Source organism: Pseudomonas sp. SCA2728.1_7 (assembly GCF_018138145.1).
GTDB lineage: Bacteria > Pseudomonadota > Gammaproteobacteria > Pseudomonadales > Pseudomonadaceae > Aquipseudomonas > Aquipseudomonas koreensis_A.
Window position 1 is genome coordinate 6677603 of sequence record NZ_CP073104.1, and the last position, 23256, is coordinate 6700858.

The 23256-nt window shown below is 60.3% G+C and carries 23 protein-coding genes; 13 read left to right on the forward strand and 10 right to left on the reverse strand.

Going from position 1 to position 23256, the window contains the following annotated elements:
* Positions 1-100: 100 nt before the first annotated feature.
* The 4 genes from KBP52_RS29905 to KBP52_RS29920 all read left to right on the forward strand — a co-directional run bounded on the left by KBP52_RS29905 (position 101) and on the right by KBP52_RS29920 (position 3877).
* The gene (locus tag KBP52_RS29905) at positions 101-529 is read left to right on the forward strand and encodes a rhodanese-like domain-containing protein (RefSeq protein ID WP_212621601.1); all 429 of its coding nucleotides are present in this window, start codon (positions 101-103) and stop codon (positions 527-529) included.
* 356 nt (positions 530-885) lie between these two features.
* Positions 886-1665 carry an ABC transporter substrate-binding protein gene (locus KBP52_RS29910; RefSeq protein ID WP_077573493.1) on the forward strand — a complete coding sequence of 260 codons (780 nt, stop codon included), beginning with the start codon at positions 886-888 and terminating at the stop codon, positions 1663-1665.
* A gap of 200 nt (positions 1666-1865) precedes the next feature.
* Complete coding sequence (locus KBP52_RS29915; protein ID WP_212621602.1) at positions 1866-2978, forward strand: succinylglutamate desuccinylase/aspartoacylase family protein; 1113 nt, start codon at positions 1866-1868, stop codon at positions 2976-2978.
* Between the two features lie 182 nt (positions 2979-3160).
* Complete coding sequence (locus tag KBP52_RS29920; protein WP_212621603.1) at positions 3161-3877, forward strand: prolyl oligopeptidase family serine peptidase; 717 nt, start codon at positions 3161-3163, stop codon at positions 3875-3877.
* On the opposite strand, the gene KBP52_RS29925 is transcribed toward KBP52_RS29920, so the two are convergent.
* Positions 3867-4424: a hypothetical protein gene (locus tag KBP52_RS29925; RefSeq protein WP_116254966.1), complete on the reverse strand. Its 558-nt coding sequence runs from the start codon at positions 4422-4424 to the stop codon at positions 3867-3869. The genes KBP52_RS29920 and KBP52_RS29925 overlap by 11 nt on opposite strands.
* Positions 4425-4508: 84 nt before the next feature.
* Positions 4509-5282 carry a hypothetical protein gene (locus tag KBP52_RS29930; protein ID WP_212621604.1) on the reverse strand — a complete coding sequence of 258 codons (774 nt, stop codon included), beginning with the start codon at positions 5280-5282 and terminating at the stop codon, positions 4509-4511.
* Between the two features lie 147 nt (positions 5283-5429).
* Here KBP52_RS29930 and KBP52_RS29935 point away from each other — a divergent pair, with 147 nt between their 5' ends.
* Together KBP52_RS29935 and KBP52_RS29940 are read left to right on the forward strand one after the other, a co-directional pair.
* Complete coding sequence (locus tag KBP52_RS29935; protein WP_077573483.1) at positions 5430-5966, forward strand: chalcone isomerase family protein; 537 nt, start codon at positions 5430-5432, stop codon at positions 5964-5966.
* 72 nt (positions 5967-6038) lie between these two features.
* Positions 6039-7358, forward strand: coding sequence for an Nramp family divalent metal transporter (locus KBP52_RS29940; RefSeq protein ID WP_212621605.1), 1320 nt, complete (start codon positions 6039-6041; stop codon positions 7356-7358).
* A gap of 128 nt (positions 7359-7486) precedes the next feature.
* Here KBP52_RS29940 and KBP52_RS29945 read toward each other — a convergent pair whose 3' ends face one another.
* Positions 7487-8590, reverse strand: coding sequence for a cytochrome P450 (locus KBP52_RS29945; RefSeq protein ID WP_212621606.1), 1104 nt, complete (start codon positions 8588-8590; stop codon positions 7487-7489).
* 79 nt (positions 8591-8669) lie between these two features.
* On the opposite strand from KBP52_RS29945, the gene KBP52_RS29950 reads away from it, so the two are divergent.
* The 3 genes from KBP52_RS29950 to KBP52_RS29960 all read left to right on the forward strand — a co-directional run bounded on the left by KBP52_RS29950 (position 8670) and on the right by KBP52_RS29960 (position 11606).
* Positions 8670-9434 (forward strand): helix-turn-helix transcriptional regulator, encoded by a 765-nt coding sequence (locus KBP52_RS29950; RefSeq protein WP_212621607.1) that lies wholly within the window; start codon positions 8670-8672, stop codon positions 9432-9434.
* A 121-nt stretch (positions 9435-9555) separates the two neighbouring features.
* Entirely contained in the window at positions 9556-10776 is a 1221-nt protein-coding gene (locus KBP52_RS29955) for a putative DNA modification/repair radical SAM protein (RefSeq protein ID WP_077573477.1), read from the forward strand.
* A complete protein-coding gene (locus tag KBP52_RS29960; RefSeq protein WP_212621608.1) occupies positions 10773-11606 on the forward strand; it encodes a TIGR03915 family putative DNA repair protein in 834 nt (277 codons plus the stop codon). Before KBP52_RS29955 ends, KBP52_RS29960 begins: the two co-directional genes overlap by 4 nt.
* Positions 11607-11854: 248 nt before the next feature.
* Here the strand turns inward: KBP52_RS29960 and KBP52_RS29965 are convergent, their stop codons facing one another.
* The 5 genes from KBP52_RS29965 to KBP52_RS29985 all read right to left on the reverse strand — a co-directional run bounded on the left by KBP52_RS29965 (position 11855) and on the right by KBP52_RS29985 (position 18056).
* Positions 11855-12874 carry a branched-chain amino acid aminotransferase gene (locus tag KBP52_RS29965; RefSeq protein WP_008086978.1) on the reverse strand — a complete coding sequence of 340 codons (1020 nt, stop codon included), beginning with the start codon at positions 12872-12874 and terminating at the stop codon, positions 11855-11857.
* Between the two features lie 233 nt (positions 12875-13107).
* The gene (lpdA, locus tag KBP52_RS29970) at positions 13108-14481 is read right to left on the reverse strand and encodes a dihydrolipoyl dehydrogenase (RefSeq protein WP_077573473.1); all 1374 of its coding nucleotides are present in this window, start codon (positions 14479-14481) and stop codon (positions 13108-13110) included.
* Positions 14482-14488: 7 nt separating this feature from the next.
* Positions 14489-15760, reverse strand: a complete 1272-nt coding sequence (locus KBP52_RS29975; protein WP_212621609.1) for a dihydrolipoamide acetyltransferase family protein — start codon at positions 15758-15760, stop codon at positions 14489-14491.
* Complete coding sequence (locus tag KBP52_RS29980) at positions 15761-16819, reverse strand: alpha-ketoacid dehydrogenase subunit beta (RefSeq protein ID WP_003224000.1); 1059 nt, start codon at positions 16817-16819, stop codon at positions 15761-15763. It abuts the gene before it with no gap.
* 1 nt (position 16820) lies between these two features.
* Entirely contained in the window at positions 16821-18056 is a 1236-nt protein-coding gene (locus tag KBP52_RS29985) for a 3-methyl-2-oxobutanoate dehydrogenase (2-methylpropanoyl-transferring) subunit alpha (RefSeq protein ID WP_102899278.1), read from the reverse strand.
* Positions 18057-18241: 185 nt separating this feature from the next.
* On the opposite strand from KBP52_RS29985, the gene bkdR reads away from it, so the two are divergent.
* Positions 18242-18730 (forward strand): Bkd operon transcriptional regulator BkdR, encoded by a 489-nt coding sequence (bkdR, locus tag KBP52_RS29990; RefSeq protein WP_016985245.1) that lies wholly within the window; start codon positions 18242-18244, stop codon positions 18728-18730.
* A gap of 3 nt (positions 18731-18733) precedes the next feature.
* Here bkdR and KBP52_RS29995 read toward each other — a convergent pair whose 3' ends face one another.
* Both KBP52_RS29995 and KBP52_RS30000 read right to left on the reverse strand, forming a co-directional pair.
* Positions 18734-19591 (reverse strand): tyrosinase family protein, encoded by an 858-nt coding sequence (locus KBP52_RS29995; protein ID WP_212621610.1) that lies wholly within the window; start codon positions 19589-19591, stop codon positions 18734-18736.
* A gap of 125 nt (positions 19592-19716) precedes the next feature.
* The gene (locus KBP52_RS30000; protein ID WP_212621611.1) at positions 19717-20580 is read right to left on the reverse strand and encodes an MBL fold metallo-hydrolase; all 864 of its coding nucleotides are present in this window, start codon (positions 20578-20580) and stop codon (positions 19717-19719) included.
* Between the two features lie 91 nt (positions 20581-20671).
* On the opposite strand from KBP52_RS30000, the gene KBP52_RS30005 reads away from it, so the two are divergent.
* From KBP52_RS30005 to KBP52_RS30015, 3 genes are all read left to right on the forward strand, one after another.
* Positions 20672-21013: a metalloregulator ArsR/SmtB family transcription factor gene (locus tag KBP52_RS30005; protein ID WP_007915092.1), complete on the forward strand. Its 342-nt coding sequence runs from the start codon at positions 20672-20674 to the stop codon at positions 21011-21013.
* Between the two features lie 164 nt (positions 21014-21177).
* Entirely contained in the window at positions 21178-22422 is a 1245-nt protein-coding gene (locus tag KBP52_RS30010) for an FAD/NAD(P)-binding oxidoreductase (protein WP_212621612.1), read from the forward strand.
* Positions 22423-22431: 9 nt separating this feature from the next.
* On the forward strand, positions 22432-23232 hold the full coding sequence (locus tag KBP52_RS30015; RefSeq protein ID WP_077573462.1) for a sulfite exporter TauE/SafE family protein: 801 nt from the start codon (positions 22432-22434) through the stop codon (positions 23230-23232).
* Positions 23233-23256: the final 24 nt, after the last annotated feature.

The window sequence follows — 23256 nt, forward strand, 5'->3', positions numbered from 1 at the left end:
TGGCGGATAATTCCCGGTGAGTGTCTTGTGCGCCACTGTAGCCGCAAGCGACCGCTCGATAAAGTCTGTTCACACCCGTTCAGATAAAGGAGCAACACCCATGGTCAGTCTGGTTCGCGACATCCCTGCAGCCCCGTCGGCAATCGCCTTGATGCACTTCAGCAATCGTCTGACCTTCGAAACCGATTGTTCTGACGTGTTCAGCAGCCAGGAGGCCGGCGAGATTGATTTTGTCCTGGTCGATGTGCGCGGGCCGCTGGCCTATGAGCGCGGACACGTGCCGGGGGCGATCAATATCCCGAACCGTTTGCTGACGGCGGCGGAACTGGCGAGTTACCCGAAAACCACGCTGTTCGTGGTCTATTGCGCCGGCCCGCATTGCAACGGCGCGAACAAGGCGGCGGTGAAACTGGCGGCGCTGGGTTACCCGGTCAAGGAGATGATCGGCGGCGTGACCGGATGGCTGGATGAAGGCTTTCAACTGAGCGTTGAGCAAGTCGGCAAAACCGCCATCGGCTGCGAATGCTGATCCCCTTGTAGGAGCTGCCGCAGGCTGCGATCTTTTGATCTTGTCGTTTAAAAAGCCAGATCAAAAGATCGTCCGAACGCGGCCCGAGCCTGCGGCAGCTCCAGGGAAATCATCGATTTTCTGCGCTGGAAAATGCCCTTGTCCTACAGCCTTTGCACCACGACGGCGGACGGCGCACCCGTTGACCCCGGTCAATCGGTGCGCTGATCTTTCATAAGTATTTGTCGCTTAAACACAATTTACCCTGTGCGCGCCGCCATAGACTGCCGGCCACTTCGGTGTTTGTAGCCAATTGGCCATGACCGAACGCTGAATCGAAAGCTGCCAATAAAAGCCTCCGCACACAGGAGTTATAAATGAAGAAGCTAGTGATGTTCGGTGCCCTGGCACTGTCGATGTTGTCCCTGACCGCTGTGGCCGAAGACGCCAAGCCGATCCGCATCGGTATCGAAGCCGGTTACCCGCCATTCTCGATGAAAACCCCTGACGGCAAAGTGACCGGTTTCGACGTTGATATCGGCGATGCGCTGTGCGCGCAGATGAAAGTCAAATGCACCTGGGTCGAGCAGGAATTCGATGGCCTGATCCCGGCGCTGAAAGTGAAGAAGATCGACGCGATTCTGTCGTCGATGACCATCACCGATGACCGGAAGAAAAACGTCGATTTCACCATCAAGTACTACCACACCCCGGCGCGCTTCGTGATGAAGGAAGGCTCCGGTGTCAAAGACCCGCTGACCGAGCTCAAGGGCAAGAAAGTCGGTGTGCTGCGTGCCAGTACCCACGACCGTTACGCCACCGAAGTGCTGGTGCCGGCCGGGATCGACCTGGTGCGTTACGGCTCGCAACAGGAAGCCAATCTCGACATTGTTTCCGGGCGTATCGACGCGATGCTGGCCGATTCGGTCAACCTCAGCGACGGTTTCCTGAAAACCGACGCCGGCAAAGGTTTTGAATTCGTTGGCCCGACCTACGAAGACGCCAAGTACTTCGGCGGCGGCGCCGGGATTGCTGTGCGCAAGGGCGATACCGCGCTGGCCGAGCAATTCAACAAAGCCATCAGCGAAATCCGCGCCAATGGCGAGTACAAGAAAGTCCAGGACAAGTACTTCGACTTTGATGTGTACGGCCATTAATACGCCGTAGAAAAAAGTGGCCCCGTTGGCGCGGTGGCCACTTTTTTTGCGCTCTAATTGTGGTGAGACCCTTGTAGGAGTGAGCCTGCTCGCGATAGCGGTGTGTCAGACAACGATTATGTTGAATGTTAAACCGCTATCGCGAGCAGGCTCACTCCTACAGGGGATCTTTGTGATCCAGATATTGAGGAGATTTTCCCATGCAACGCATCGACCATGTTCTGCCCTGGAGCCACTTGGGCAGTGAGCGCTCGCTCAGCGTGTTTCGCTACGGCGCGGGCACCCGCAAGGTGTACATCCAGGCCAGCCTGCACGCCGATGAACTGCCGGGCATGCGCACCGCGTGGGAACTCAAGCAACGCCTCAATGAACTCGAGCAGCAGGGCCGTTTGCAGGGCGTGATCGAGCTGGTGCCAGTGGCCAACCCGATCGGCCTCGATCAACACGTGCAAGGCGCGCACATGGGCCGCTTCGAATTGGGTAGCGGCAAGAACTTCAACCGCGCCTTCGTCGAACTCAGCGCGCCGGTCGGGGCGTTGATCGGTGAGCGTCTGGGCGCGGATGCCGAGGCCAACGTCGCGCTGATCCGCCAAACCATGGGCCAAGTGTTCGATGAGCTGCCGGCCCCGGCCTCGCAACTGGAAGCCTTGCATCGCTTGTTGCTGCGCCATGCCTGCGATGCCGACATCACCCTCGATCTGCATTGTGATTTCGACGCGGCGATTCACTTGTACGCGTTGCCGCAGCACTGGCCTCAGTGGCAATCGCTGGCGGCACGCTTGAAGGCCGGCGTGGCGCTGTTGTGTGAAGATTCCGGCGGCAGCTCGTTTGATGAATCCTGCTCGACGCCGTGGCTGCGTCTGGCGCGGGCGTTCCCTAACGCTGCGATTCCTGCGGCGAACCTGGCGACCACGCTGGAGCTGGGCAGCATGGGCGACACCCGGGTCGATCAGGCTCAGGCCAATTGTGAGGCGATCCTCGGCTTCCTCGCCGAGCAAGGTTTCATCAGCGGCGAATGGCCGGCGGCGCCGGGCGAGCGCTGCGAAGGCCTGCCGTTCGAGGGCACCGAATACCTGTTCGCGCCGCATCATGGCGTGGTGAGTTTCTTGCGCAATGCCGGTGAATGGGTTGAGAAGGGCGATGCGCTGTTTGAAGTGGTGGACCCGTTGCAGGATCGCGTGACCACCGTGCGCGCCGGCACCAGTGGCGTCTTGTTTGCGCTGGATCGCGGGCGCTACACCGAGCCGGGGATCTGGCAGGCGAAAGTGGCGGGGCGGGTGGCGTTTCGGACGGGTAAGTTGACGAACGACTGACGGATCTTCGTTGGGGCTAATGGCCTCATCGCGAGCAGGCTCACTCCTACAGGGGAACGCATTCCAAATGTAGGAGTGAGCCTGCTCGCGATGGCGGCATCAGCAGCACCACCGAATTTGGATCCTCGCCGCAGGATGTTAGGCTCCCCCCCCGAACCCGACTCTCCGTGAAGGAAGGCTCTATGTTGAAGGTCTTTGCTCTGTTGACCCTGCTGGCGTCCACCGCCGTGCAGGCGCAAACCACGCTGCTATCCGATCTGCCGCTCAAGTACCTCGAACAGGTGCACGCCGACGCCGAAGCGCGGCCGCTGGTGATTTTCCTGCATGGCTACGGCAGCAACGAAGCCGATCTGATCGGCATGAAATTTCAGCTGCCGGCGCAATACAACTACCTGTCGGTGCAGGCACCGCTGTCATTGGGTGAAGGGCGTTTCCAGTGGTTTCGCAAGAAAGGTGAAGGCGCCTACAACGGCGAGACCGATGATCTGAAGGTCAGTGGCCAGAAACTGCGCGACTTTATCGCGCAAGCGGCGCAGAAATATCACACCACTCCGGACAAGGTGTACCTGATCGGCTTCAGTCAAGGCGCGATGATGACCTACGAAGTGGGGCTGCGGCCGCCAGTGGCGGTCGGCGGGATCGCGGCGTTGAGCGGGCGTTTATTGCCGGTGTTGAAGGCTGAGCTGAAGGACGGGCAGGCGCCGTTGCCGCTGAGCATCTTTATCGGCCACGGTACCGCCGATAATCCCGTGCCGTACAAAAACGGCACCGAGGCCAACACGCAACTACAGAAACTCGGTTACAAACCGCAGTTCCACGCCTATCCCGGCGTCGGCCACAGTATCAGTGCGGCCGAGCTGCGCGACTTGAATGGCTGGCTGCAGCAGCTCAATCCTTGAGGATGGTTTTCACCAAGGCATCGTGACCTTTCTTGTCACTGGCGCGGGAGATCACCTGCACCAGCGCCATTTTCGTGCCGGAGCCGGCCATCAGCGTAGTGTTGAGGGTCTGGCCGCCGCCCTGGGTCGCGGTGCTGTCGACCTGACGCAGGCCGAGGCCGGTGCCTTTTTGGGTCAGGCTCTTCTCGCTGAGTTTGTTGAAGTCCGGCAGGGCCTTGCGTTGGTCTTCGATGAAACTCGCCACGCTGCCATCGAGGAACTGGCCGTCGTTGTCCTTGACGTGCTGGCCTTCGGGAATCTTGTTCTCAGCGGTAATGACCACGGTTTTTGTGGCCTCGTTGGTGTACATCGTGCCCGTGGTCCCGCTCGGGCTGGTCGGCAGCGGGTCGGCGACGAAACCTTTTGGCAACACAAAAGTGAACTTACCCTCGAGCATCGAGACTTTCTCGGTGCCGGCATTTTTCTTGGCCGCTTGCGCGTGGAGGGCGCCGAAACCGGCGAGGGCCGCCACTAGCAGGACGACGGCTTTTTTGCTCAACAATGACATGTGAATCTCCGGTGGATGGTCGCGCGAGGCGGGCGATCATCCCACGGAGGAGGGCGGGCGTTCCAGCGCGAATCATCCGAGCGGTTACTGCGCCTGCGCTTTCGCCAACGGACGGGCCAACAGCCGTTTGGTCACGCCGAGCATGGCCACCGACACCGCCACACCGACGGCGAATCCACTCAGGCCCATGCTTGGCAAAGTCAGTGCCGAGACCAGACAAAACGCCGAAAACGAATACATGCCGGTCGCCGTCGCCCGTAACAATGCGGCGGTAAATGCCGGGCCGCGCGTCTGTTGCGAGAACACCGCCATCACACTGCCGAGCACCGGGAACACCGCGAGCAAACCGCTCCAGCGCTCGCCGACGGTGCTGGCGAGCATCGTCACCACCAAGGTCAACGCGGCGCCGGCGATCATCCGCCAGATCAATCTGTCCGACTTCGGCGCCGGGCCGTTCAACACCGGTTGCACCGTGGGAAACAGATACGGCGATGCCAGCAGCGCAATTGCCGCCGCTGCCACTGAAAACGGCAGCGACGCCGGGATCAGCGACAACATCCCCGCGATGATGGCCCATACCGACAGCGACGCCGTCAGCGCCAGTGGCCAGTTCGCCCGCTGCGCGACCTGCGCGTAGGTGATGCAAAACGCAATCATCGCGAACATCGCCGATAACGCCGCCACCGCCGACTGCGCGGCAAACCCCGGACCCTGCTCGATGGCGAGGAAAAACAGAATCGGCCCGACCACCACCGGCAATCCCGACAGCCACCCGGCCACACTCGGCCCCCAGCGTTTGCCCGCCAGGGAAATCAGCAGCAGAAAACCGGGAATCAGCAGCAGTTTGAGGATCAGCACGCAGGAGTCTCCATCCGTTGAAGGTTCGCCACGTTAGCATTGTCGATCGGCGATTGCTGCCTATGTGTGCGGTTTTTGTATACAAAGTGCCGGCGACGATACCCGGCTATGCTTTGACTATCAGGGCTTGCCGGAGTCGATACCGCGATGAACAGAACACCCAAGGTGTTACGGGGATGTTGCGGCATCGGCTTGTGGGCGCTATTGCTGACGCCAACCTGGGCCAATTGGCAGGACGCGGTGCCCGGCGCGCAGATCATCGGCACCGGCGATTACAGCGTGTTCGGTTTCGATGTCTACAACGCGCGCCTGTGGAGTGCCGCGCGGCCCCTGGTCGACGGTCAGCCGTTTGCGCTGGAGTTGATTTACCGCCGCAACATTTCCCGCGACGACCTGGTCAAGGCCAGCGTCGACGAAATCAAACGCCTGGCCGATGGCCGCGTCAGCCCGGCGCAATTGGCCGGTTGGCAGATCCAGATGCAGCAATCATTCGTCGATGTGCAGGCCGGCACGCGGATTACCGGCGTGTATCTGCCGGGGCAGGGCGCGCGGTTTTTTGTCGGCCAGCAGTTGCAGCATGAGATCGATGACCCGCTGTTTGCCCGCGCGTTTTTCGATATCTGGCTCGATCCGCGCACGCGCAGTCCGGAGTTGCGCGAACAGTTGTTAGGGGTGAGTCGATAGATTCTTTTGCACTTCAAGGCTCGGGCGGAAACCTCTAAGCTGCGTCTTTCCGACTTGTTTCTGGATGTGTGCGTGAAATTCAGTTTGCCCAAAATCGCCACCGCGCCGTTTTGCCCGCCGGAAGTGGCTGGCAGTGTTGCGGTGGATCCGAATGCCGCGTTCTTCAAACGCGTGCTGCGTTTCGCCGGCCCCGGCTTGCTGGTGTCGATCGGCTACATGGATCCGGGCAACTGGGCCACCGCCATCGAGGCCGGTTCACGCTTCGGTTACAGCCTGTTGTTTGTGGTGTTGCTGGCGAGTCTGGCGGGCATGGTCGTGCAATGCCTGTGTTCGCGGTTGGGCATTGCCACCGGGCGCGATCTGGCGCAGCTGTCCCGCGAGCGCTACAGCACACCGACCGCGCGCCTGCAGTGGGTGCTGGCGGAAATCTCGATCATCGCCACCGATCTGGCCGAAGTGCTCGGTTGCGCGCTGGCGTTTCACTTGTTGCTCGGTTGTTCGCTGACCTTCGGCATTGCCCTGACGGCGTTCGACACCTTGCTGGTGCTGGCCCTGCAAAATCGCGGTTTCCGCAGGCTTGAGGCGATCATGCTGGTGTTGGTCGCGACCATCGGCGTGTGTTTCTTCGTTGAACTGCTGTTGATCAAACCCTACTGGCCGGATGTCGCCCAAGGTTTCAAACCGTCTCTGGCGGCGATTGGCGAGGCCGCACCGTTGTACCTGGCGATCGGTATTCTCGGCGCGACGGTGATGCCGCATAACCTCTATCTGCACACCTCGATCGTGCAGACGCGGATGATCGGCAAGGACCTCGCCAGCAAGCAGGACGCGGTAAAATTGGCGCGCATCGACACCATCGGTTCGCTGGCCCTGGCGTTGCTGGTCAACGCGGCGATCCTGATCCTGGCTGCGGCGGCGTTTCACCAGTCCGGGCACACCGACGTGGTGGACATTCAGGACGCCTACCACTTGCTCGATCCGCTGGTCGGCGGCGCGTTGGCCAGCGTGTTGTTCGGCGTGGCGCTGCTGGCGTCGGGGCAGAGTTCGACCTTCACCGGCACCATCGCCGGGCAGGTAATCATGGAGGGTTACCTGAACCTGCGGATTCCGTGCTGGCAGCGACGTTTGATCACTCGCGGACTGGCGTTGATTCCGGCGTTTATCGGCGTGTGGCTGATGGGCGATAACGCGATTGGCAAGTTGCTGGTGCTGAGTCAGGTGGTGTTGAGTCTGCAATTGCCGTTTGCCCTGTACCCATTGATCCGCATGACCAATGATAAAAAGCTGATGGGGCCGTTTGTGAATCGCTGGCCGACACGGGTGTTGGCGTGGGCGTTGTTTGTGGTGATCAGCGGCGCTAACAGCTGGTTGATTTTGCAGTGGGCGGCTTGAGCCAGCATTTGCAGTGACTGGGCTGGCCTCTTCGCGAGCAGGCTCGCTCCCACAATGTTCGAGGTGATTTCAACAGTGTGTACACCCCATAACCCTGTGGGAGCGAGCCTGCTCGCGAAGACGGACTGTCAGGCGCACATATCGCTGAACAATGGAATGCGCCCATTGAGCGAAGGCTTGTAGTGCCAATTCAGGCGATTCAGGTCGATGTCATGCTTGATTATTTCCCTCACCGTTGCGCTGGCAATACTCATCGCCAACGCTTGCCCCGGACACTGATGCCGACCACTGCCGAAACTGAAACTGCGGCGGTCCTCGCGCTGCGGCAGAAACTGCTCCGGCTGTTCGTTAAGCGCCGGATCTCGATTGGCCGAGGCCAACAGCAGCAGAATCGCGTCGCCTGCTTCGACCCGCACACCGGCAATCTCACAGGACGCGGCGACAAAGCGCCGGGTGTTCTGCACCGGCGGATCGAAGCGCTGGACTTCGCTAAGCAGTTCTTCGATGGATTCGCCGCGCAACGCCGGCTGACGACGTAACGCCAACAGCGTGTTGCCGATCAGCCCAGCGCAGGCTTCGAACGTCTGCGAACAGAGGCCGATCAGGTTGGCGATCAGGATTTCCTCATCGCCGGCAAAGCGCTGCTGGATCGCGCTGAGGAAGTCGCTGGCGGGTTCAGCGAGCAGCTCGATAAAGTAACCGCGCAGTTGCTCGGCCGCAGTATCCGCCGCGGCCAGTTGCAGGTCATTGCTCAACGGCGACAGGCAGGCGACGAAATCCGCCGTCAGTTCACTGACTGCCCGCGCCTGCGCCGGAGTGAATCCCAAAAGCGCCGCGACCACGCACACCGGGCCACGAAACATTGCCTTGTACACACCGTCGGCGTCCGCAGTGATCAGCCGTGCGGCGACCAAAGCATTGATTGGTTCAAGGTCCAGCGCTGCCAGCTCAGGCTCGATGGCCGAACGCGGACAGTGCTGGCGTTCACCGTCATTCATGCGCATCAGTTGGCCAAAGACTTTGCCGGCCATGCCCCTGGCAATCGCCTTGGGCACCGGCTCCTGCGCCGGACGTACTCGACAATCGGCGTGGGCCAACACCGCACACACCGCACGGGCGCTGCTGGCGACCCACAGTTTCAGATCCGGATGAAACGTCAGTCCACCTGCTGCGCGCAGTTCGGCGTAGTAGGGATAAGGATCGGCATGCGTTGCGGCGCTGATCGGGTTCATGGTTTGCATCCTTGTCGGCGGGGAAAGTGTTGCTACTATCTCCACTGCGCAGCGACGATGATTCGTCCGGGAGCGAACTATGCACGCAGAACATCAAGACATCGGCGTTTCCCAAGTGGCCGCCGCCATCGCCGAGCCGGCGCGGACGAAAATCCTCTGTTCGCTGATGGACGGCCACGCCCGCACCAGCACGGAGCTAGCGACGATCGCCGAAGTCAGCGCCTCCACCGCCAGTGCGCACCTGGCGAAACTCAAGGACCTGGCCTTGGTGCGTCTGCATGTGCAGGGCCGTCATCGCTATTACAGCCTCGCCGATCAGCGCGTGGCGCAGGCGCTGGAAGCGCTGATGGTGATTGGCCAGAACGCCGCGCCGACGTTCAAGGCGCACACCCCGGATCGCCTGCAATTTGCGCGCACCTGCTATGACCACATGGCCGGGACGCTCGCGGTGATGCTGCATGACCGTTTGCTCGCAGGCGGTTGGCTGGTGGCAACCGACGAGCAGGCGTATCGCTTGAGTGACAGTGGCGAGGCGTTGTTTCTCGGTCTGGGCATCGAAGTGCAGGATTTGACCACCCTGCGCCGCAAGTTTGCCTGCCCGTGCCTGGACTGGAGCATGCGCCGGCCGCATCTTGGTGGTTCGCTGGGCGCGGCGTTGTTGCAGACCGCGTTGAAGCGCAAGTGGGTGACACAGGATCTGGACAGTCGCGCGCTGGCATTAACGGCGGCGGGGCGCAAGGAGATCGGTGCGCGGTTTGGCGTTGAGTGGCCGGTAGATGGGCAGATCAAACGATCGGCAAAGCGTGCCCACCCGATAAATTCCGACCGTACCGAATCCCTGTAGGCACTGCCGAAGGCTGCGATCTTTTGATTTTTCGCATCTGACCGACGAGGGGCGCATCTGCCACCTTGTATCACCGCAGACGACTCTATACTGTATATGCAAACAGTACAGGGCCCGCGCCATGCAAATCATCGACAAGCTGAGCATCCTCGCCGACGCCGCCAAGTACGACGCCTCCTGCGCGAGCAGCGGCGCGCCCAAGCGCAGCTCCGAAGGCAAGAGCGGCTTGGGTTCGACCGATGGCATGGGCATTTGCCACAGCTACACGCCGGACGGCCGCTGCGTGTCATTGCTGAAGATTCTGCTGACCAACTTCTGTCTTTACGATTGCCAATACTGCGTCAACCGCCGTTCCAGCGATGTTCCGCGTGCCCGTTTCACCCCTGAAGAAGTCGTCGCGCTGACCATGGATTTCTACCGGCGTAACTGCGTCAGCGGGCTGTTTCTCAGCTCCGGGATCATTCGCTCGGCGGACTACACCATGGAGCAACTGGTGCGGGTGGCGAAGCTGCTGCGCGAAGAGCATGAGTTTCGCGGCTACATCCATCTCAAGACTATTCCCGAAGCCGATCCGGCATTGATCGAAGAAGCAGGGCGCTACGCCGATCGCCTGAGCGTCAACATCGAATTGCCGACCGATGCCAGCCTACAAGTGCTGGCGCCGGAGAAGGACATCGCTTCGATCAAGCAGGCGATGAACACCATCTACACAGGCGTGCAGACCGTTTTGAACGAACCGCGCTCGGCGAAGTTCGCTCCAGCCGGGCAAAGCACGCAGTTGATTGTCGGCGCCGACGACACCGACGACAGCACCATTCTCCACAGCGCTCAGGCCTTGTACGGCAATTTCCGTCTGCGACGGGTCTACTATTCGGCCTTCAGCCCGATCCCCGACAGCCCGAAAAGCGTGCCATTGGCCGCGCCGCCGCTGATGCGCGAACACCGTTTGTATCAGGCCGATTTTCTCCTGCGCAGCTACGGTTACAGCGCCGATGAATTGCTCAAGGGCCCGGGCAATCTGGCGTTGGACATCGACCCGAAACTCGCTTGGGCTTTGCAGAACCGCGAAGTGTTCCCGCTCGATCTGAACCGCGCCGAAGCGTCCCTGATTGCGCGTATTCCCGGCATCGGCTTGCGCACCACCGAGCGTCTGGTCGAGCTGCGTCGACAGCGGCGAATCCGCTACGAAGATGTCGCGCGCATGCGCTGTGTGCTGGCCAAGGCGAAGCCGTTCATCATCACCAGCGACTATCACCCGCAGCAGGCCGAGGTCACCAGCCATTTGCTCTATCAGCAATTGCGCGACCGGCCGATGCCGCAGCAGATGGGGCTGTGGGGATGATCAATCTCGATTGCGATGATCTGTTCGATACTTGGCGCCAGCAGGCGCGTTGGCTGCTGAGCCATGAAGTCGACCCGAGTCTGGTGAGCTGGGCGTCGGAAGGTGTGGGTGATCTGTTTGCCAGTGATGAGCCGGTGCCTGAAGGGCAGGGGCCGTTCCAGGCGCGCATTCCGCGAGCGTTGCTCGACACCCTGGAGCAAGCCTCGCGCTATCGCGGCGATCAACGCTGGAGCCTGTTGTATGAAGTGTTGTGGCGCGTCAGCCATGGCGATCGCACGGCGATGATGGCCGGGGACAAACTCGGTAGCGAGTTGCAGCGACGGATCAAACAAGTCAATCGCGAAGCCCATCATCTGCATGCGTTTGTGCGCTTCATCGAACGCCCTTCATCCAGCGCGGGTCCGCAATATGTGGCGTGGCATGAGCCGGCCCACGACATTCTGCACAGCGCCAGTGAGCATTTCATCGGGCGCATGGGCCGCCACCGCTGGTTGATCGCCACGCCGCGTGATGGGGTTTATTACGATGGCGAGCAATTGATCCATCAGCGGCAATGCCCGCAGGAGTGGCAGCAGTTGGCGCAGAATGTCGATGATCCTCATGGGGATCTGTGGCTGACCTATTACAGCCACATCTTTAATCCAGCGCGGTTGAACGAGAAGGTCATGCAGGGGCATTTGCCGGCGCGGTTCTGGAAGAATCTGCCGGAAGGGGAGTTGATTCCCGGGTTGATTACGCAGGCGCGGATGGGTAAGCAGCAGAATGGGCAGGCGAGTGGGATTGCTGATCGTGCAGGTAAACGCATCGCACTGAAAAGCCCCTCACCCTAACCCTCTCCCAGAGGGAGAGGGGACTGACCGAGGTGTTCGGACTTGATCCATCGACCTGAACGATCAGGTCGAACTCAGGTTTTGAACGGCACAACGATCGGCTCCCTTTCCCCCTCGCCCCCCTGGGGGAGAGGGCTGGGGTGAGGGGGAAAAGATCTCAAGCCCTACACAAAAATCCCCACCAAACGCAAAAAAAGCCCCCCACCAATCACTCGGTGGAGGGCTTTTCGACATCACCAGCCGTCAAATCAAACCTTGACGATCCAGCCCGCAGGCGCTTCGATGTCGCCGGTCTGCACGCCAGTCAGCTCTTTGTAGAGCTTCTGGGTCACAGGACCCACTTCGGTCTCGCTGTGGAACACATGCAGATGATCGTTGTAGCTGATACCACCGATCGGCGTGATCACTGCAGCCGTACCGCAAGCGCCGGCTTCCTTGAAGTCCGACAGTTTGTCGATCAGCACGTCGCCTTCAACCACTTCCAGGCCCAGACGCGATTTCGCCAGCTCGATCAACGACAGGCGGGTGATGCCTGGCAGGACCGACGGCGAGTTCGGGGTGATGAACTTGTTGTCGTGGGTGATCCCGAAGAAGTTGGCCGAACCGACTTCTTCGATTTTGGTGTGGGTCATCGGATCTAGGTAGATTGCGTCGGCGAAGTTGGCTTTCTTCGCTTTCGAACCCGGCATCAGGCTCGCGGCGTAGTTGCCGCCGACCTTTGCTGCGCCGGTGCCTTGTGGGGCGGCGCGGTCGTAGCTGGAGATCTGGAAGTTGTGCGGGGTCAGGCCGCCCTTGAAGTAGGCGCCGACCGGAATGCAGAAGATCGAGAAGATGAACTCGGGTGCAGTGCGCACGCCGATGTTGTCACCCACGCCGATCACGAACGGACGCAGGTACAGCGCGCCACCGGTGCCGTATGGCGGGATGAAGCGCTCGTTGGCGCGAACCACGGCTTTGCATGCTTCGATGAACTGTTCGGTGTCGACCGTCGGCATCAGCAGACGCGCGCAGCTGCGTTGCATACGCAGGGCGTTCTGGTCCGGGCGGAACAGGTTGATCGAGCCGTCCTTGCAACGATAGGCCTTCATGCCTTCGAAGCACTGCTGGCCATAGTGAAGGGCAGTCGAGCCTTCGCTGATGTGCAGCACGTTATCTTCGGTCAGGGTGCCTTTGTCCCACTCGCCATCGCGAAAGTACGACAGATAGCGTTTGTCGGTCTTGATGTAATCAAAACCCAGCTTGTCCCAATTGATGCTTTCGTTACCCATGACACCCTCTATCACTGAACAACCGCCGAAACGGTTCAAGGCTTCTGACGTTTTTTGGATGGGCACAACAATACTTCATTCTTGAGCGGTTTCGCAGCCCGGACTATCGGATGACAGGCAGATAAATCGCGTTGTTCTCAAGAAATCGCGAGCAGGCTCACTCCTACAAGGGAATGCATTCCAAAATGTAGGAGTGAGCCTGCTCGCGATGGGGCCATCATTGCCACCCTCACTCACAGGTGGAGTGCATGGCCAAGGGCACGCAACGCCGCTTCCTGCACCGCTTCACCCAATGTCGGATGCGCGTGAATGGTGCCGCCGATGTCTTCCAGCCGCGCGCCCATTTCCAGGCTTTGCGCGAATGCCGTCGACAATTCGGAAACCCCGACGCCCACCGCCTGCCAGCCAACAATCACATGGTTATCCCGACGAGCGACCACGCGCACGAAGCCGCTTTTCGACTCCAGCGTCATCGCCCGGCCATTGGCGGCGAACGGGAAACTGGAAACAATGCAGTCCAGACCTGCAGCCTTGGCCTCGTCCGGCGTCTTGCCGACCACCACCAGTTCCGGATCGGTGAAGCACACCGCGGCGATTGCGGTCGGGCTGAATTCACGGGTTTTGCCGCTGATCAACTCGGCAACCATCTCGCCTTGGGCCATGGCGCGGTGGGCGAGCATCGGCTCGCCGCTCAGATCGCCGATGGCGTAGACGTTGCGCATGCTGGTCTGGCAGCGGCTGTCGATCTTGATCGCCGAGCCGTTCATGTCCAGATTCAACGCTTCGAGGTTCCAGCCCTGGGTATTCGGTTTGCGACCGACGGCGACCAGCACCTGATCGGTTTCCAGGTTGAGGGTTTCGCCCTCGGGATCGCGCACCTGCAAGGTGCCGTCGAAACCCAGCACGCTGTGCTTCAGATACAGCTTCACGCCCAGTTGCTTCAAGGCGTCATGCACCGGTTGCGTCAGTTCCGCATCGTAGGCCGGCAGGATGCGATCCTGCGCCTCGACCACGCTGACGTCGGCGCCAAGCTTGCGATAAGCAATGCCCAGTTCCAGACCAATGTAACCACCGCCCACCACCACCAGACGTTTCGGCACGGATTTCGGCGCCAGCGCTTCGGTGGAAGAGATGATCGGCCCGCCAATCGGCAGAATCGGCAGATTGACGCTGGTCGAACCAGTGGCCAGCACCAAGTGCTCGCACTGGATGCGCGTGTCGCCGACATCCACGGTTTTACCGTCGATGACCTCGGCCCAGCCGTTGATGACCTGAACCTTGTTCTTCTTCAGCAGGGCTGCGACGCCAGTGGTCAGGCGATCGACGATGCCGTCCTTCCACTCGACGCTTTTGCTGATGTCGAGGCTCGGCGCCGAAACGCTGATGCCCAGCGCCGAATGCTGGCTGTGGTGCTGGGTCTGGTGAAACTGTTCAGCCACATGAATCAGCGCCTTCGACGGGATGCAGCCGATGTTCAAACAGGTGCCGCCCAGCGCTTGGCCTTCGACCAGAATGGTCGGAATGCCCAGTTGCCCGGCGCGGATCGCCGTTACATAACCGCCGGGGCCGCCGCCGATGATCAGCAGCGTAGTGTTCAGAGATTGCATGCGCGCCTTACTCCACAAACAAAGTGGCAGGTTGTTCGATCAGGCCGCGAATGGCCTGGATGAAGAGCGCCGCGTCCATGCCGTCGACCACGCGGTGATCGAAGGAACTGGAGAGGTTCATCATCTTGCGGATTACTACCTGGCCTTTGACGACCATTGGCCGTTCGACGATTTTGTTGACGCCGACGATCGCCACTTCCGGCAGGTTCAGCACCGGCGTGCTGACAATGCCGCCCAGCGCACCGAGGCTGGTCAGGGTGATGGTCGAGCCGGACAACTCGTCGCGGCTGGCCTTGCCATTACGCGCGGCGTTGGCCAAACGCGAGATTTCCGTGGCGCTGTCCCACAGGCTGCGTGCTTCGGCGTGACGCACCACCGGCACCATCAGACCGACATCGCTTTGCGTGGCGACGCCGACATGCACCGCGCCGAGGCGGGTGATGACCTGGGCTTCGTCGTCGTAACGGGCGTTCATCTGCGGAAAGTCGCGCAGGGCGACGACCAATGCACGGACGAGGAACGGCAACAAGGTCAACTTGCCACGGCTGGCACCGTGTTTTTCATTCAGGTGCGCACGCAATTCTTCAATCGCGGTGACGTCGATTTCCTCGACATAACTGAAGTGAGCGGCACGTTGCGTGGCGTCCTGCATGCGTTGGGCGATCTTGCGGCGCATGCCGATCACTTGAATCTGTTCTTCGTCGTTGCGCTGGGCGTAAGCGGCGGCGACTGGTGCCGAAGCGTTCGACTGACCTTGCGCCAGATAGGCTTCAATGTCTTCGTGCAGCACACGACCGGCCGGGCCGGAACCGCGCACCAGACGTAATTGAATCCCCAGATCCAGTGCATGTTTGCGCACGGCCGGCGAGGCGAGCGGGCGTTCGTCTGCTTCGCGCGCAACCATCGGGCCTTGGCAAACCGCAGCAGGGCGCGGGGCGGCTGGAGCAGGTTTGCTCTCGACAACCGCTTCAACTTTCGCTACGACCGGCGCCTCTTTAACGGGCGCGGGTGCGGCGGACTCTTTCAAGTTACCGGCACCTTCAACCTCGATGCTGATCAGCACACTGCCAACCGCCATCACTTCACCCGGCTGACCGCCGAGGGCAATCACCTTGCCATGCACTGGCGAGGGAATATCGACCATCGCCTTGTCGGTCATCACGTCCGCCAGCACCTGATCTTCAACGACCAGATCGCCAACCTTGACGTGCCACTGCGACAGTTCTACTTCTGCGATGCCTTCGCCGATGTCCGGCATCTTGATAACGTGCGTGCCCATTCAGACCTCCATAACCCGTTTCAACGCCGCGCCCACTCGGGACGGCCCTGGGAAATACGCCCACTCTTGCGCGTGCGGGTAGGGGGTGTCCCAACCGGTAACGCGTTCGATCGGCGCTTCCAGGTGATGGAAGCAATGCTCTTGCACCAGCGACACCAGCTCGGCGCCGAAACCGCAGGTGCGAGTGGCTTCGTGGACCACCACGCACCGGCCGGTTTTCTTCACCGATTTGACGATGGTTTCCAGGTCCAGCGGCCACAGGCTGCGCAGGTCGATGACTTCAGCATCCACGCCGGATTCTTCGGCAGCGACTTGCGAGACATACACGGTGGTGCCGTAGGTCAGCACGGTGACGTCCTTGCCCGGACGAGTGATCGCAGCAACGTCCAGCGGCACGGTGTAGTAACCGTCCGGAACCTGCGCTTGCGGGTGTTTCGACCACGGGGTTACCGGGCGGTCGTGGTGGCCGTCGAACGGGCCGTTGTACAGGCGTTTCGGCTCAAGAAAGATCACCGGATCATCGTTTTCGATGGAGGCGATCAACAGGCCTTTGGCGTCATACGGGTTGGACGGCATGACAGTGCGCAAGCCGCAGACCTGAGTGAACATAGCCTCGATGCTCTGGCTGTGGGTCTGACCGCCATAGATGCCGCCGCCGCAAGGCATGCGCAGGGTCATCGGTGCGGTGAACTCGCCAGCCGAGCGATAACGCAGGCGCGCCGCTTCGGAAATGATCTGGTCGGAGGCGGGGTAGACGTAGTCGGCGAACTGAATCTCGGCGACCGGGCGCAGACCATAAGCGCCCATGCCGACCGCAACGCCGACGATGCCGCTTTCCGAGATCGGTGCGTCGAACACCCGCGAGGTGCCGTACTTGGTCTGCAGGCCTTCGGTGCAACGGAACACACCGCCGAAGTAGCCGACGTCCTGACCGAACACGACGACGTTATCGTCACGCTCAAGCATCACATCCATGGCCGAGCGCAGGGCCTGGATCATGGTCATGGTGGTCGTGGTCATGGCGGTTTCCAACTGAATATTGTTGTTGTGATCGTTCATGTCAGATCCCCAACTGCTGACGCTGGCGCTTCAAGTGCTCCGGCATCTCTTTGTAGACGTCTTCAAACATGGTCGCGGCGCTTGGAATCTGGCCGCCGGCGAGGGTGCCGTACTGTTCGGCCTGTTTCTGCGCGGCAATCACTTCGGCTTCGAGTTCGGCGCTGACGGCGGTGTGTTCTTCCTCCGACCAGTGGCCGACCTTGATCAAGTGTTGCTTGAGGCGGGCGATCGGGTCGCCGAGCGGGAAGTGGCTCCAGTCATCGGCAGGACGGTATTTGGATGGATCGTCAGAAGTCGAGTGCGGGCCGGCGCGGTAGGTGACCCATTCGATCATGGTCGGGCCGAGGTTGCGGCGGGCGCGTTCGGCGGCCCAGGCAGATGCCGCATATACCGCGTAGAAGTCGTTGCCATCCACGCGCAGCGAAGCGATGCCGCAACCGACGCCGCGTCCGGCGAAGGTGGTGGCTTCACCACCGGCGATGGCCTGGAAGGTCGAAATCGCCCATTGGTTGTTGACCACGTTGAGGATCACCGGCGCGCGATAAACGTGGGCGAAGGTGAGGGCGGTGTGGAAGTCCGATTCGGCGGTAGCGCCGTCACCGATCCACGCCGAGGCGATTTTGGTGTCGCCCTTGATTGCTGAAGCCATGCCCCAGCCGACCGCCTGAATGAACTGGGTAGCGAGGTTGCCGGAGATGGTGAAGAAACCCGCTTCCTTGACCGAATACATGATCGGCAACTGCCGGCCCTTGAGCGGATCGCGCTCGTTCGACAGCAGTTGGCAGATCAGGTCGACCAGTGGCACTTCGCGCGCCATCAAAATGCTTTGCTGGCGGTAGGTCGGAAAACACATATCGTCGATGTTCAAGGCCAGGGCCTGAGCACTGCCGATGGCTTCTTCGCCGAGGCTTTGCATGTAGAACGACATTTTTTTCTGACGCTGGGCGACCACCATGCGGTTGTCGTAGATGCGCGTCTTGAGCATGGCGCGCATGCCTTTACGCAGGATCTCGACCGGCACGTTCTCAGCCCATGGGCCGAGGGCGTTGCCCTGATCGTCGAGCACACGAATCAGCCCACGCGCGAGGTCGGCGGTGTCGGCGGGTTCAACGTCGATGGAAGGTTTGCGCACCGTACCGGCATCGGTCAGATGCAGGTAGGAAAAATCGGTTTTGCAGCCTGGACGGCCCGAGGGTTCAGGGACGTGCAGACGCAGCGGTTCATACGCTTGGGTCATGGCTTCTACGCTCGATCTTGTGAATTTCTTGTAGTGAGCTGGCAGTCATTCTTCGGTAGAAGAAATCTTGTCCTACAACAATCATAGGCCCGGGCAAGAAGAATATTTATCTCTGTTTCGTTGCGCTGGAGGCGATTTGCAGATAGAAATTCTGCATAAACATAAAAAACAGGTGGTTTTGTCTCATGCGCAAACTGGACCGTACCGACATCGGCATTCTCAACAGCCTTCAGGAGAATGCGCGCATCACCAACGCCGACCTTGCACGCTCGGTAAACCTGTCGCCGACGCCGTGCTTCAACCGGGTCAAGGCGATGGAAGAATTAGGCCTGATTCGCGAGCAGGTCACACTGCTGGATGCCGACCTGCTGGGGCTGCACGTGAACGTGTTCATCCACGTCAGCCTGGAGAAGCAGGTCGAGGAAGCGCTGCAGCATTTCGAGGAAGCCATTTCCGATCGCCCGGAGGTGATGGAGTGCTACCTCATGGCCGGAGACCCGGATTACCTCATCCGGGTCCTGGTGCCGACCATTCAGTCGCTCGAGCGCTTCATGATGGACTTCCTGACCAAAGTGCCGGGTGTGGCGAACATCCGGTCAAGCTTTGCACTCAAGCAGGTGCGCTACAAGACCGCGCTGCCGTTACCCGCTAACGGTTTGACGCTGGGCAGTTGAGGGTCAGATGTAGTCATAGCGGTAATCGAGCTCTGCGGTGAAGAGGGCTTGCTGGACGGTAAAGGTTTGCGGCCAGGGCGCCAGTTCATTGGCCGGGTGGAAAATCAGCACGGTTTCTTCCATGTCCGCCGAGCCGGCCTCATTGGTTAAGCCAGGAGTGCCAGAATGCTGATGTTTCCAGCGCTCCCACAACAAGTCGAGGTAGCAGTGGTGCAGGAAGAAGATCGGGTCATTGGGTGAGGAGGCTTGCGCCATGCTGCCACCTATCCAGGCATGTACCGGATTGTGCAGTTCGGTTTCCGAGGTGTTTTCCCAGCCGCTTGCTTCCATCCAGTATGGCGTCCTGTTGAGCGTCGATATGACGGTCTCTGCGCTGGGCAGTGCGCCGTTTGTCCCGAGATCTCGACGAATCCCGGTGTTGCCGATGCCCTCGTCCCAGACTCGCACTTCGAACCGCGATTGCTCTCTGGAAAACGGCCCACCGGTGACGCGCTGGTCTTGCAGGTTGTCACCGTTGGGGCCCATGAAGTCCGAGGTAAAGGGGTTGTCGGCGCCGGTCAGTTGCCAGTTCCAGTAAGGCAGGGTGATGGTCGGGTCATTGGCGGCGGACTGCAGGGCCAGTTCGAACTGGCGGATCAGAATCCGGTGCCACGGATAGAACAGCGGGCTTCGATGCGGGTTGGGCGTCAGCGGATTGCCCCGGCCCATCGAATTTTTGTGGATCTGGACAAAATCATCGTAGCGGCTTTGCTCTCCCGGGCGCAGTACGCTGTCGACATTGTTCTTCAATCTCAGGATGGCATCGATGAATGCGGATTTCTGTTGCGCGGTCATGTCACGGTGATTACGACGAATATCCATATTGCGAAAACTCCATTGAATGTTTGCCCAATGGAGTCTGCTCGCTTACAGGATTTTCACCAGTTCATCACCCTCGACAGCGTTCGTAGGAAAAATAATCCGGCGACGCCCCGAGCGGTTTTTTCCTATAGGGAATTGAGCGGAATCTTCAGGTAAACCACGCCGTTTTCCTCCGCCGGTGGCAAATTCCCCGCCCGCACATTCACCTGAATCGCCGGCAGCAGCAGCGTCGGCATACCCAGCCCGGCGTCACGTTTTGTGCGCATCTCGACGAACGCTGCCTCATCAATCCCGTCATGCACATGGATATTGCTTTTGCGCTGCTCGCCGACGGTGGTCTGGCACTGCGACTCGCGGCCCTCGGGCGGGTAATCGTGGCAAACGTAGAGTTTCACGCTGGCAGGGAAGGCCAACAGTTTGTGGATCGAGGCAAACAGCTGATGGGCGTTACCGCCGGGGAAATCGCAGCGCGCGGTGCCGACATCCGGCATGAAAAGCGTGTCACCCACCAGAATCTGTTCGCCATCGATCAGATAGGCCATGTCCGCCGGCGTATGCCCGGGCACATGCAGGGCCGTGGCCTTGAGGTTACCGATGCGGAACGACTCGTTCGGCGCAAACAGGTGATCGAACTGCGAGCCATCGACGCGGAACTCCGGCTCCAGATTGAACAGCGCCTTGAACACGTTCTGCACTTTGCTGATCGATTCACCGATGGCGATTTTTCCACCCAGCTCCCGGCGCAGATACGGCGCGGCGGACAGGTGATCGGCATGGGCGTGGGTTTCCAGCAGCCACTGCACTTGCAGGTTGTGGGCGCGAACGAAGGCGATGATCTTGTCGGCCTGCGCGGTGCAGGTGCGCCCGGCGGCGCCGTCGTAATCAAGCACCGGATCGACGATCGCGCATTGCCCGCCATCGGTTTCATAGACCACATAGCTGTAGGTCGAAGAGGCGGGGTCGAGGAACGATTCAATCTGCGCGGGCATGGACACCAACCTGAACAAGGAAAATGGGTTGCAACACTTTATCTAAAAACATAATGTTCGCAGCTTAAGTGACCTTGAAGGCATCGTGCAAATGCAATCCAGTCTGACCGAATGTGAAGTCGCCCAACTGCGCGCCTCGGCCTCCAAGGCCTGTGCGCTGCTCAAGGCCATGGCCAATGAGGATCGCCTGCTGATCCTCTGTCAATTGACTCAGGGCGAGCGCAACGTCGGCGAACTGGAAAAAATGACCGGCGTGCGCCAGCCGACGCTGTCCCAGCAACTGGGCATCCTGCGCGATGAAGGGCTGGTCGCGACCCGGCGTGAAGGCAAGTACATTTTCTACGGCCTCGCCAGTCCGGAAGTGATTCAGGTGATGAAGACCCTGTCCGGATTGTATTGCGGGGCCGTGCTGAAAAGTCTCGGCCATCAATAAATGCCAGCCAACACACAACCCCTGTAGGAGTGAGCCTGCTCGCGATAGCGGTGTATCAGTCAATAAAGATATGGCTGACCCACCGCTATCGCGAGCAGGCTCACTCCTACAATGGATTTGTGTGAAGGCTGAGAAATCCTTGCGTGCAGCAAAAGGAACAAGCAATGAACGATCAACACTGGGGCCCATCCATCAGTGCAGACATCGTGGTCATCGGCGGCGGTACGGCCGGTATCGGTTTTGTCGCCAGCCTGCTCAAGCGTGACCCGGCTCTAAAAGTTACCGTGATCGAACCCAGCGCCCAACATTACTACCAACCGGCGTGGACACTGGTCGGCGGTGGCGCCTTTGATGTGAGAGACACCGCACGGCCGATGAACAAGGTCATGCCCAAGCAAGCAAACTGGCTGCAAGCGGCGGTCACTGCAATCGACCCGGACAAACGCCAACTCACCCTCAACGATCAACGCACGGTCAGCTATCAAAACCTGATTGTCTGCCCCGGCCTGCGTCTGGCCTGGGAGAAGATCGAAGGCTTGCAGGAAAGCCTCGGCCAGCACGGCGTCACCTCCAACTACAGCTATCAGCACGCGCAATACACTTGGGATCAGGTGCAGAAACTGCGCGGCGGCAAGGCGCTGTTCACCCAGCCGGCGATGCCGATCAAATGTGCCGGCGCACCACAAAAGGCGCTGTATCTGTCTTGCGATCACTGGCTCAAAAACGGGTCGCTGAACAACATCCATGTCGAATTCAATCTGGCCGGCGCCGCGCTGTTCGGCGTGGCGACGTTTGTGCCGCCGTTGATGAAATACATCGAAAAATACAACGCACAACTGGCGTTCAACTCGAACCTGGTCAAGGTCGACGGCCCGGCGAAAACCGCGTGGTTCGAGATCAAGGACGCTGACGGCAACGTCACCCGTGTGGCGAAAACCTTCGATCTGCTCCACGTCGTGCCGCCGCAGGTTTCGCCGGATTTCATCGCGCAAAGCGCATTGGCCGATGCGGCCGGCTGGTGCGAAGTCAATCCGCACAGCCTGCAACATCCGCGCTATCCCGAGGTGTTTGCACTCGGTGATATCTGCGGCACCAGCAACGCAAAAACCGCCGCAGCGGTGCGCAAGCAAGTGGTGGTGGTCGCGGAAAACTTGCTCGCCCTGCGCAAGCAACAACCACTGCCGTTGAAGTACGACGGCTACGGTTCCTGTCCGCTGACGGTGGAGAAGGGCAAGGTGATTCTCGCCGAGTTCGGTTATGCCGGTAAGTTGCTGCCGACCTTTCCTCTGGACCCGACTGTGGCGCGTCGTTCGGCGTGGTTTCTCAAGGCCTCGCTGCTGCCATGGTTCTACTGGAACGGCATGCTCAAGGGCCGCGAGTGGCTGACTGGTCTGTCCAAGGTTGACTGAGAAAACCCTATGTTGCTGGCAAGTCTGTTTGGCGTGGTGATGGGGTTGGTCCTCGGCTTGACCGGGGCCGGCGGCGGCATTCTTGCGGTGCCGGCGCTGGTGCTCGGGTTGGGCTGGACGATGACCCAGGCAGCGCCGGTGGCGTTGTTTGCGGTCGGCAGTGCGGCGGCGGTCGGCGCTATCGACGGTTTGCGTCATGGTCTGGTGCGCTATCGCGCGGCGTTGTTGATTGCCGCGTTGGGCGCGGTGTTTTCGCCGTTGGGCATTTACTTCGCGCATCAGTTGCCGGAGAAAATCCTGATGATTCTGTTCAGTCTGCTGATGGTCATGGTGGCCTGGCGCATGCTGCGCCGCGAGCGCCAGCAGGAGGGGCCGAGTGATCATGGTCACGCCAGTTGGGGCCAGAAGAATTGCATGCTCAATGAAGACACCGGGCGCTTCGACTGGACCGCCAAATGCACCGCTACATTGGCGGCGCTGGGCGCAATTACCGGCGTGGTGTCCGGATTGCTGGGCGTTGGGGGCGGCTTTCTGATCGTGCCGGCGTTCAAGCAACTGACCGACGTGCAGATGCGCGGGATTGTCGCGACGTCGTTGATGGTGATCAGTCTGATTTCGGCAATCGGGGTGATCGGCTCGTTTCACGCCGGTGTGCGGATAGACGGGCAGGGCGCGGCGTTTATTGTCGCCAGCATTGTCGGCATGATCATCGGCCGCAAGCTTTGTGCGCGGGTGCCGGCGCGGGCATTGCAGGTGGGGTTTGCCAGTGTCTGTCTGGTGGTGGCGGGGTATATGTTGTTGCGGGCGTGAGGTTCAAAAGAAATCGCAGCCCAT

Coding starts and splice junctions, on each gene's coding strand:
- KBP52_RS30010 (WP_212621612.1), top strand. CDS start 21,178: ATGAACGATCAACACTGGGGCCCATCCATCAGTGCAGACATCGTGGTC.
- KBP52_RS29910 (WP_077573493.1), top strand. CDS start 886: ATGAAGAAGCTAGTGATGTTCGGTGCCCTGGCACTGTCGATGTTGTCC.
- KBP52_RS29995 (WP_212621610.1), bottom strand. CDS start 19,591: ATGGATATTCGTCGTAATCACCGTGACATGACCGCGCAACAGAAATCC.
- KBP52_RS29985 (WP_102899278.1), bottom strand. CDS start 18,056: ATGACCCAAGCGTATGAACCGCTGCGTCTGCACGTCCCTGAACCCTCG.
- KBP52_RS29975 (WP_212621609.1), bottom strand. CDS start 15,760: ATGGGCACGCACGTTATCAAGATGCCGGACATCGGCGAAGGCATCGCA.
- KBP52_RS29925 (WP_116254966.1), bottom strand. CDS start 4,424: ATGTCATTGTTGAGCAAAAAAGCCGTCGTCCTGCTAGTGGCGGCCCTC.
- KBP52_RS29935 (WP_077573483.1), top strand. CDS start 5,430: ATGAACAGAACACCCAAGGTGTTACGGGGATGTTGCGGCATCGGCTTG.
- KBP52_RS29955 (WP_077573477.1), top strand. CDS start 9,556: ATGCAAATCATCGACAAGCTGAGCATCCTCGCCGACGCCGCCAAGTAC.
- KBP52_RS29915 (WP_212621602.1), top strand. CDS start 1,866: ATGCAACGCATCGACCATGTTCTGCCCTGGAGCCACTTGGGCAGTGAG.
- bkdR (WP_016985245.1), top strand. CDS start 18,242: ATGCGCAAACTGGACCGTACCGACATCGGCATTCTCAACAGCCTTCAG.
- KBP52_RS29920 (WP_212621603.1), top strand. CDS start 3,161: ATGTTGAAGGTCTTTGCTCTGTTGACCCTGCTGGCGTCCACCGCCGTG.
- lpdA (WP_077573473.1), bottom strand. CDS start 14,481: ATGCAATCTCTGAACACTACGCTGCTGATCATCGGCGGCGGCCCCGGC.
- KBP52_RS29945 (WP_212621606.1), bottom strand. CDS start 8,590: ATGAACCCGATCAGCGCCGCAACGCATGCCGATCCTTATCCCTACTAC.
- KBP52_RS30000 (WP_212621611.1), bottom strand. CDS start 20,580: ATGCCCGCGCAGATTGAATCGTTCCTCGACCCCGCCTCTTCGACCTAC.
- KBP52_RS30015 (WP_077573462.1), top strand. CDS start 22,432: ATGTTGCTGGCAAGTCTGTTTGGCGTGGTGATGGGGTTGGTCCTCGGC.
- KBP52_RS29965 (WP_008086978.1), bottom strand. CDS start 12,874: ATGGGTAACGAAAGCATCAATTGGGACAAGCTGGGTTTTGATTACATC.
- KBP52_RS29905 (WP_212621601.1), top strand. CDS start 101: ATGGTCAGTCTGGTTCGCGACATCCCTGCAGCCCCGTCGGCAATCGCC.
- KBP52_RS29980 (WP_003224000.1), bottom strand. CDS start 16,819: ATGAACGATCACAACAACAATATTCAGTTGGAAACCGCCATGACCACG.
- KBP52_RS30005 (WP_007915092.1), top strand. CDS start 20,672: ATGCAATCCAGTCTGACCGAATGTGAAGTCGCCCAACTGCGCGCCTCG.
- KBP52_RS29960 (WP_212621608.1), top strand. CDS start 10,773: ATGATCAATCTCGATTGCGATGATCTGTTCGATACTTGGCGCCAGCAG.
- KBP52_RS29950 (WP_212621607.1), top strand. CDS start 8,670: ATGCACGCAGAACATCAAGACATCGGCGTTTCCCAAGTGGCCGCCGCC.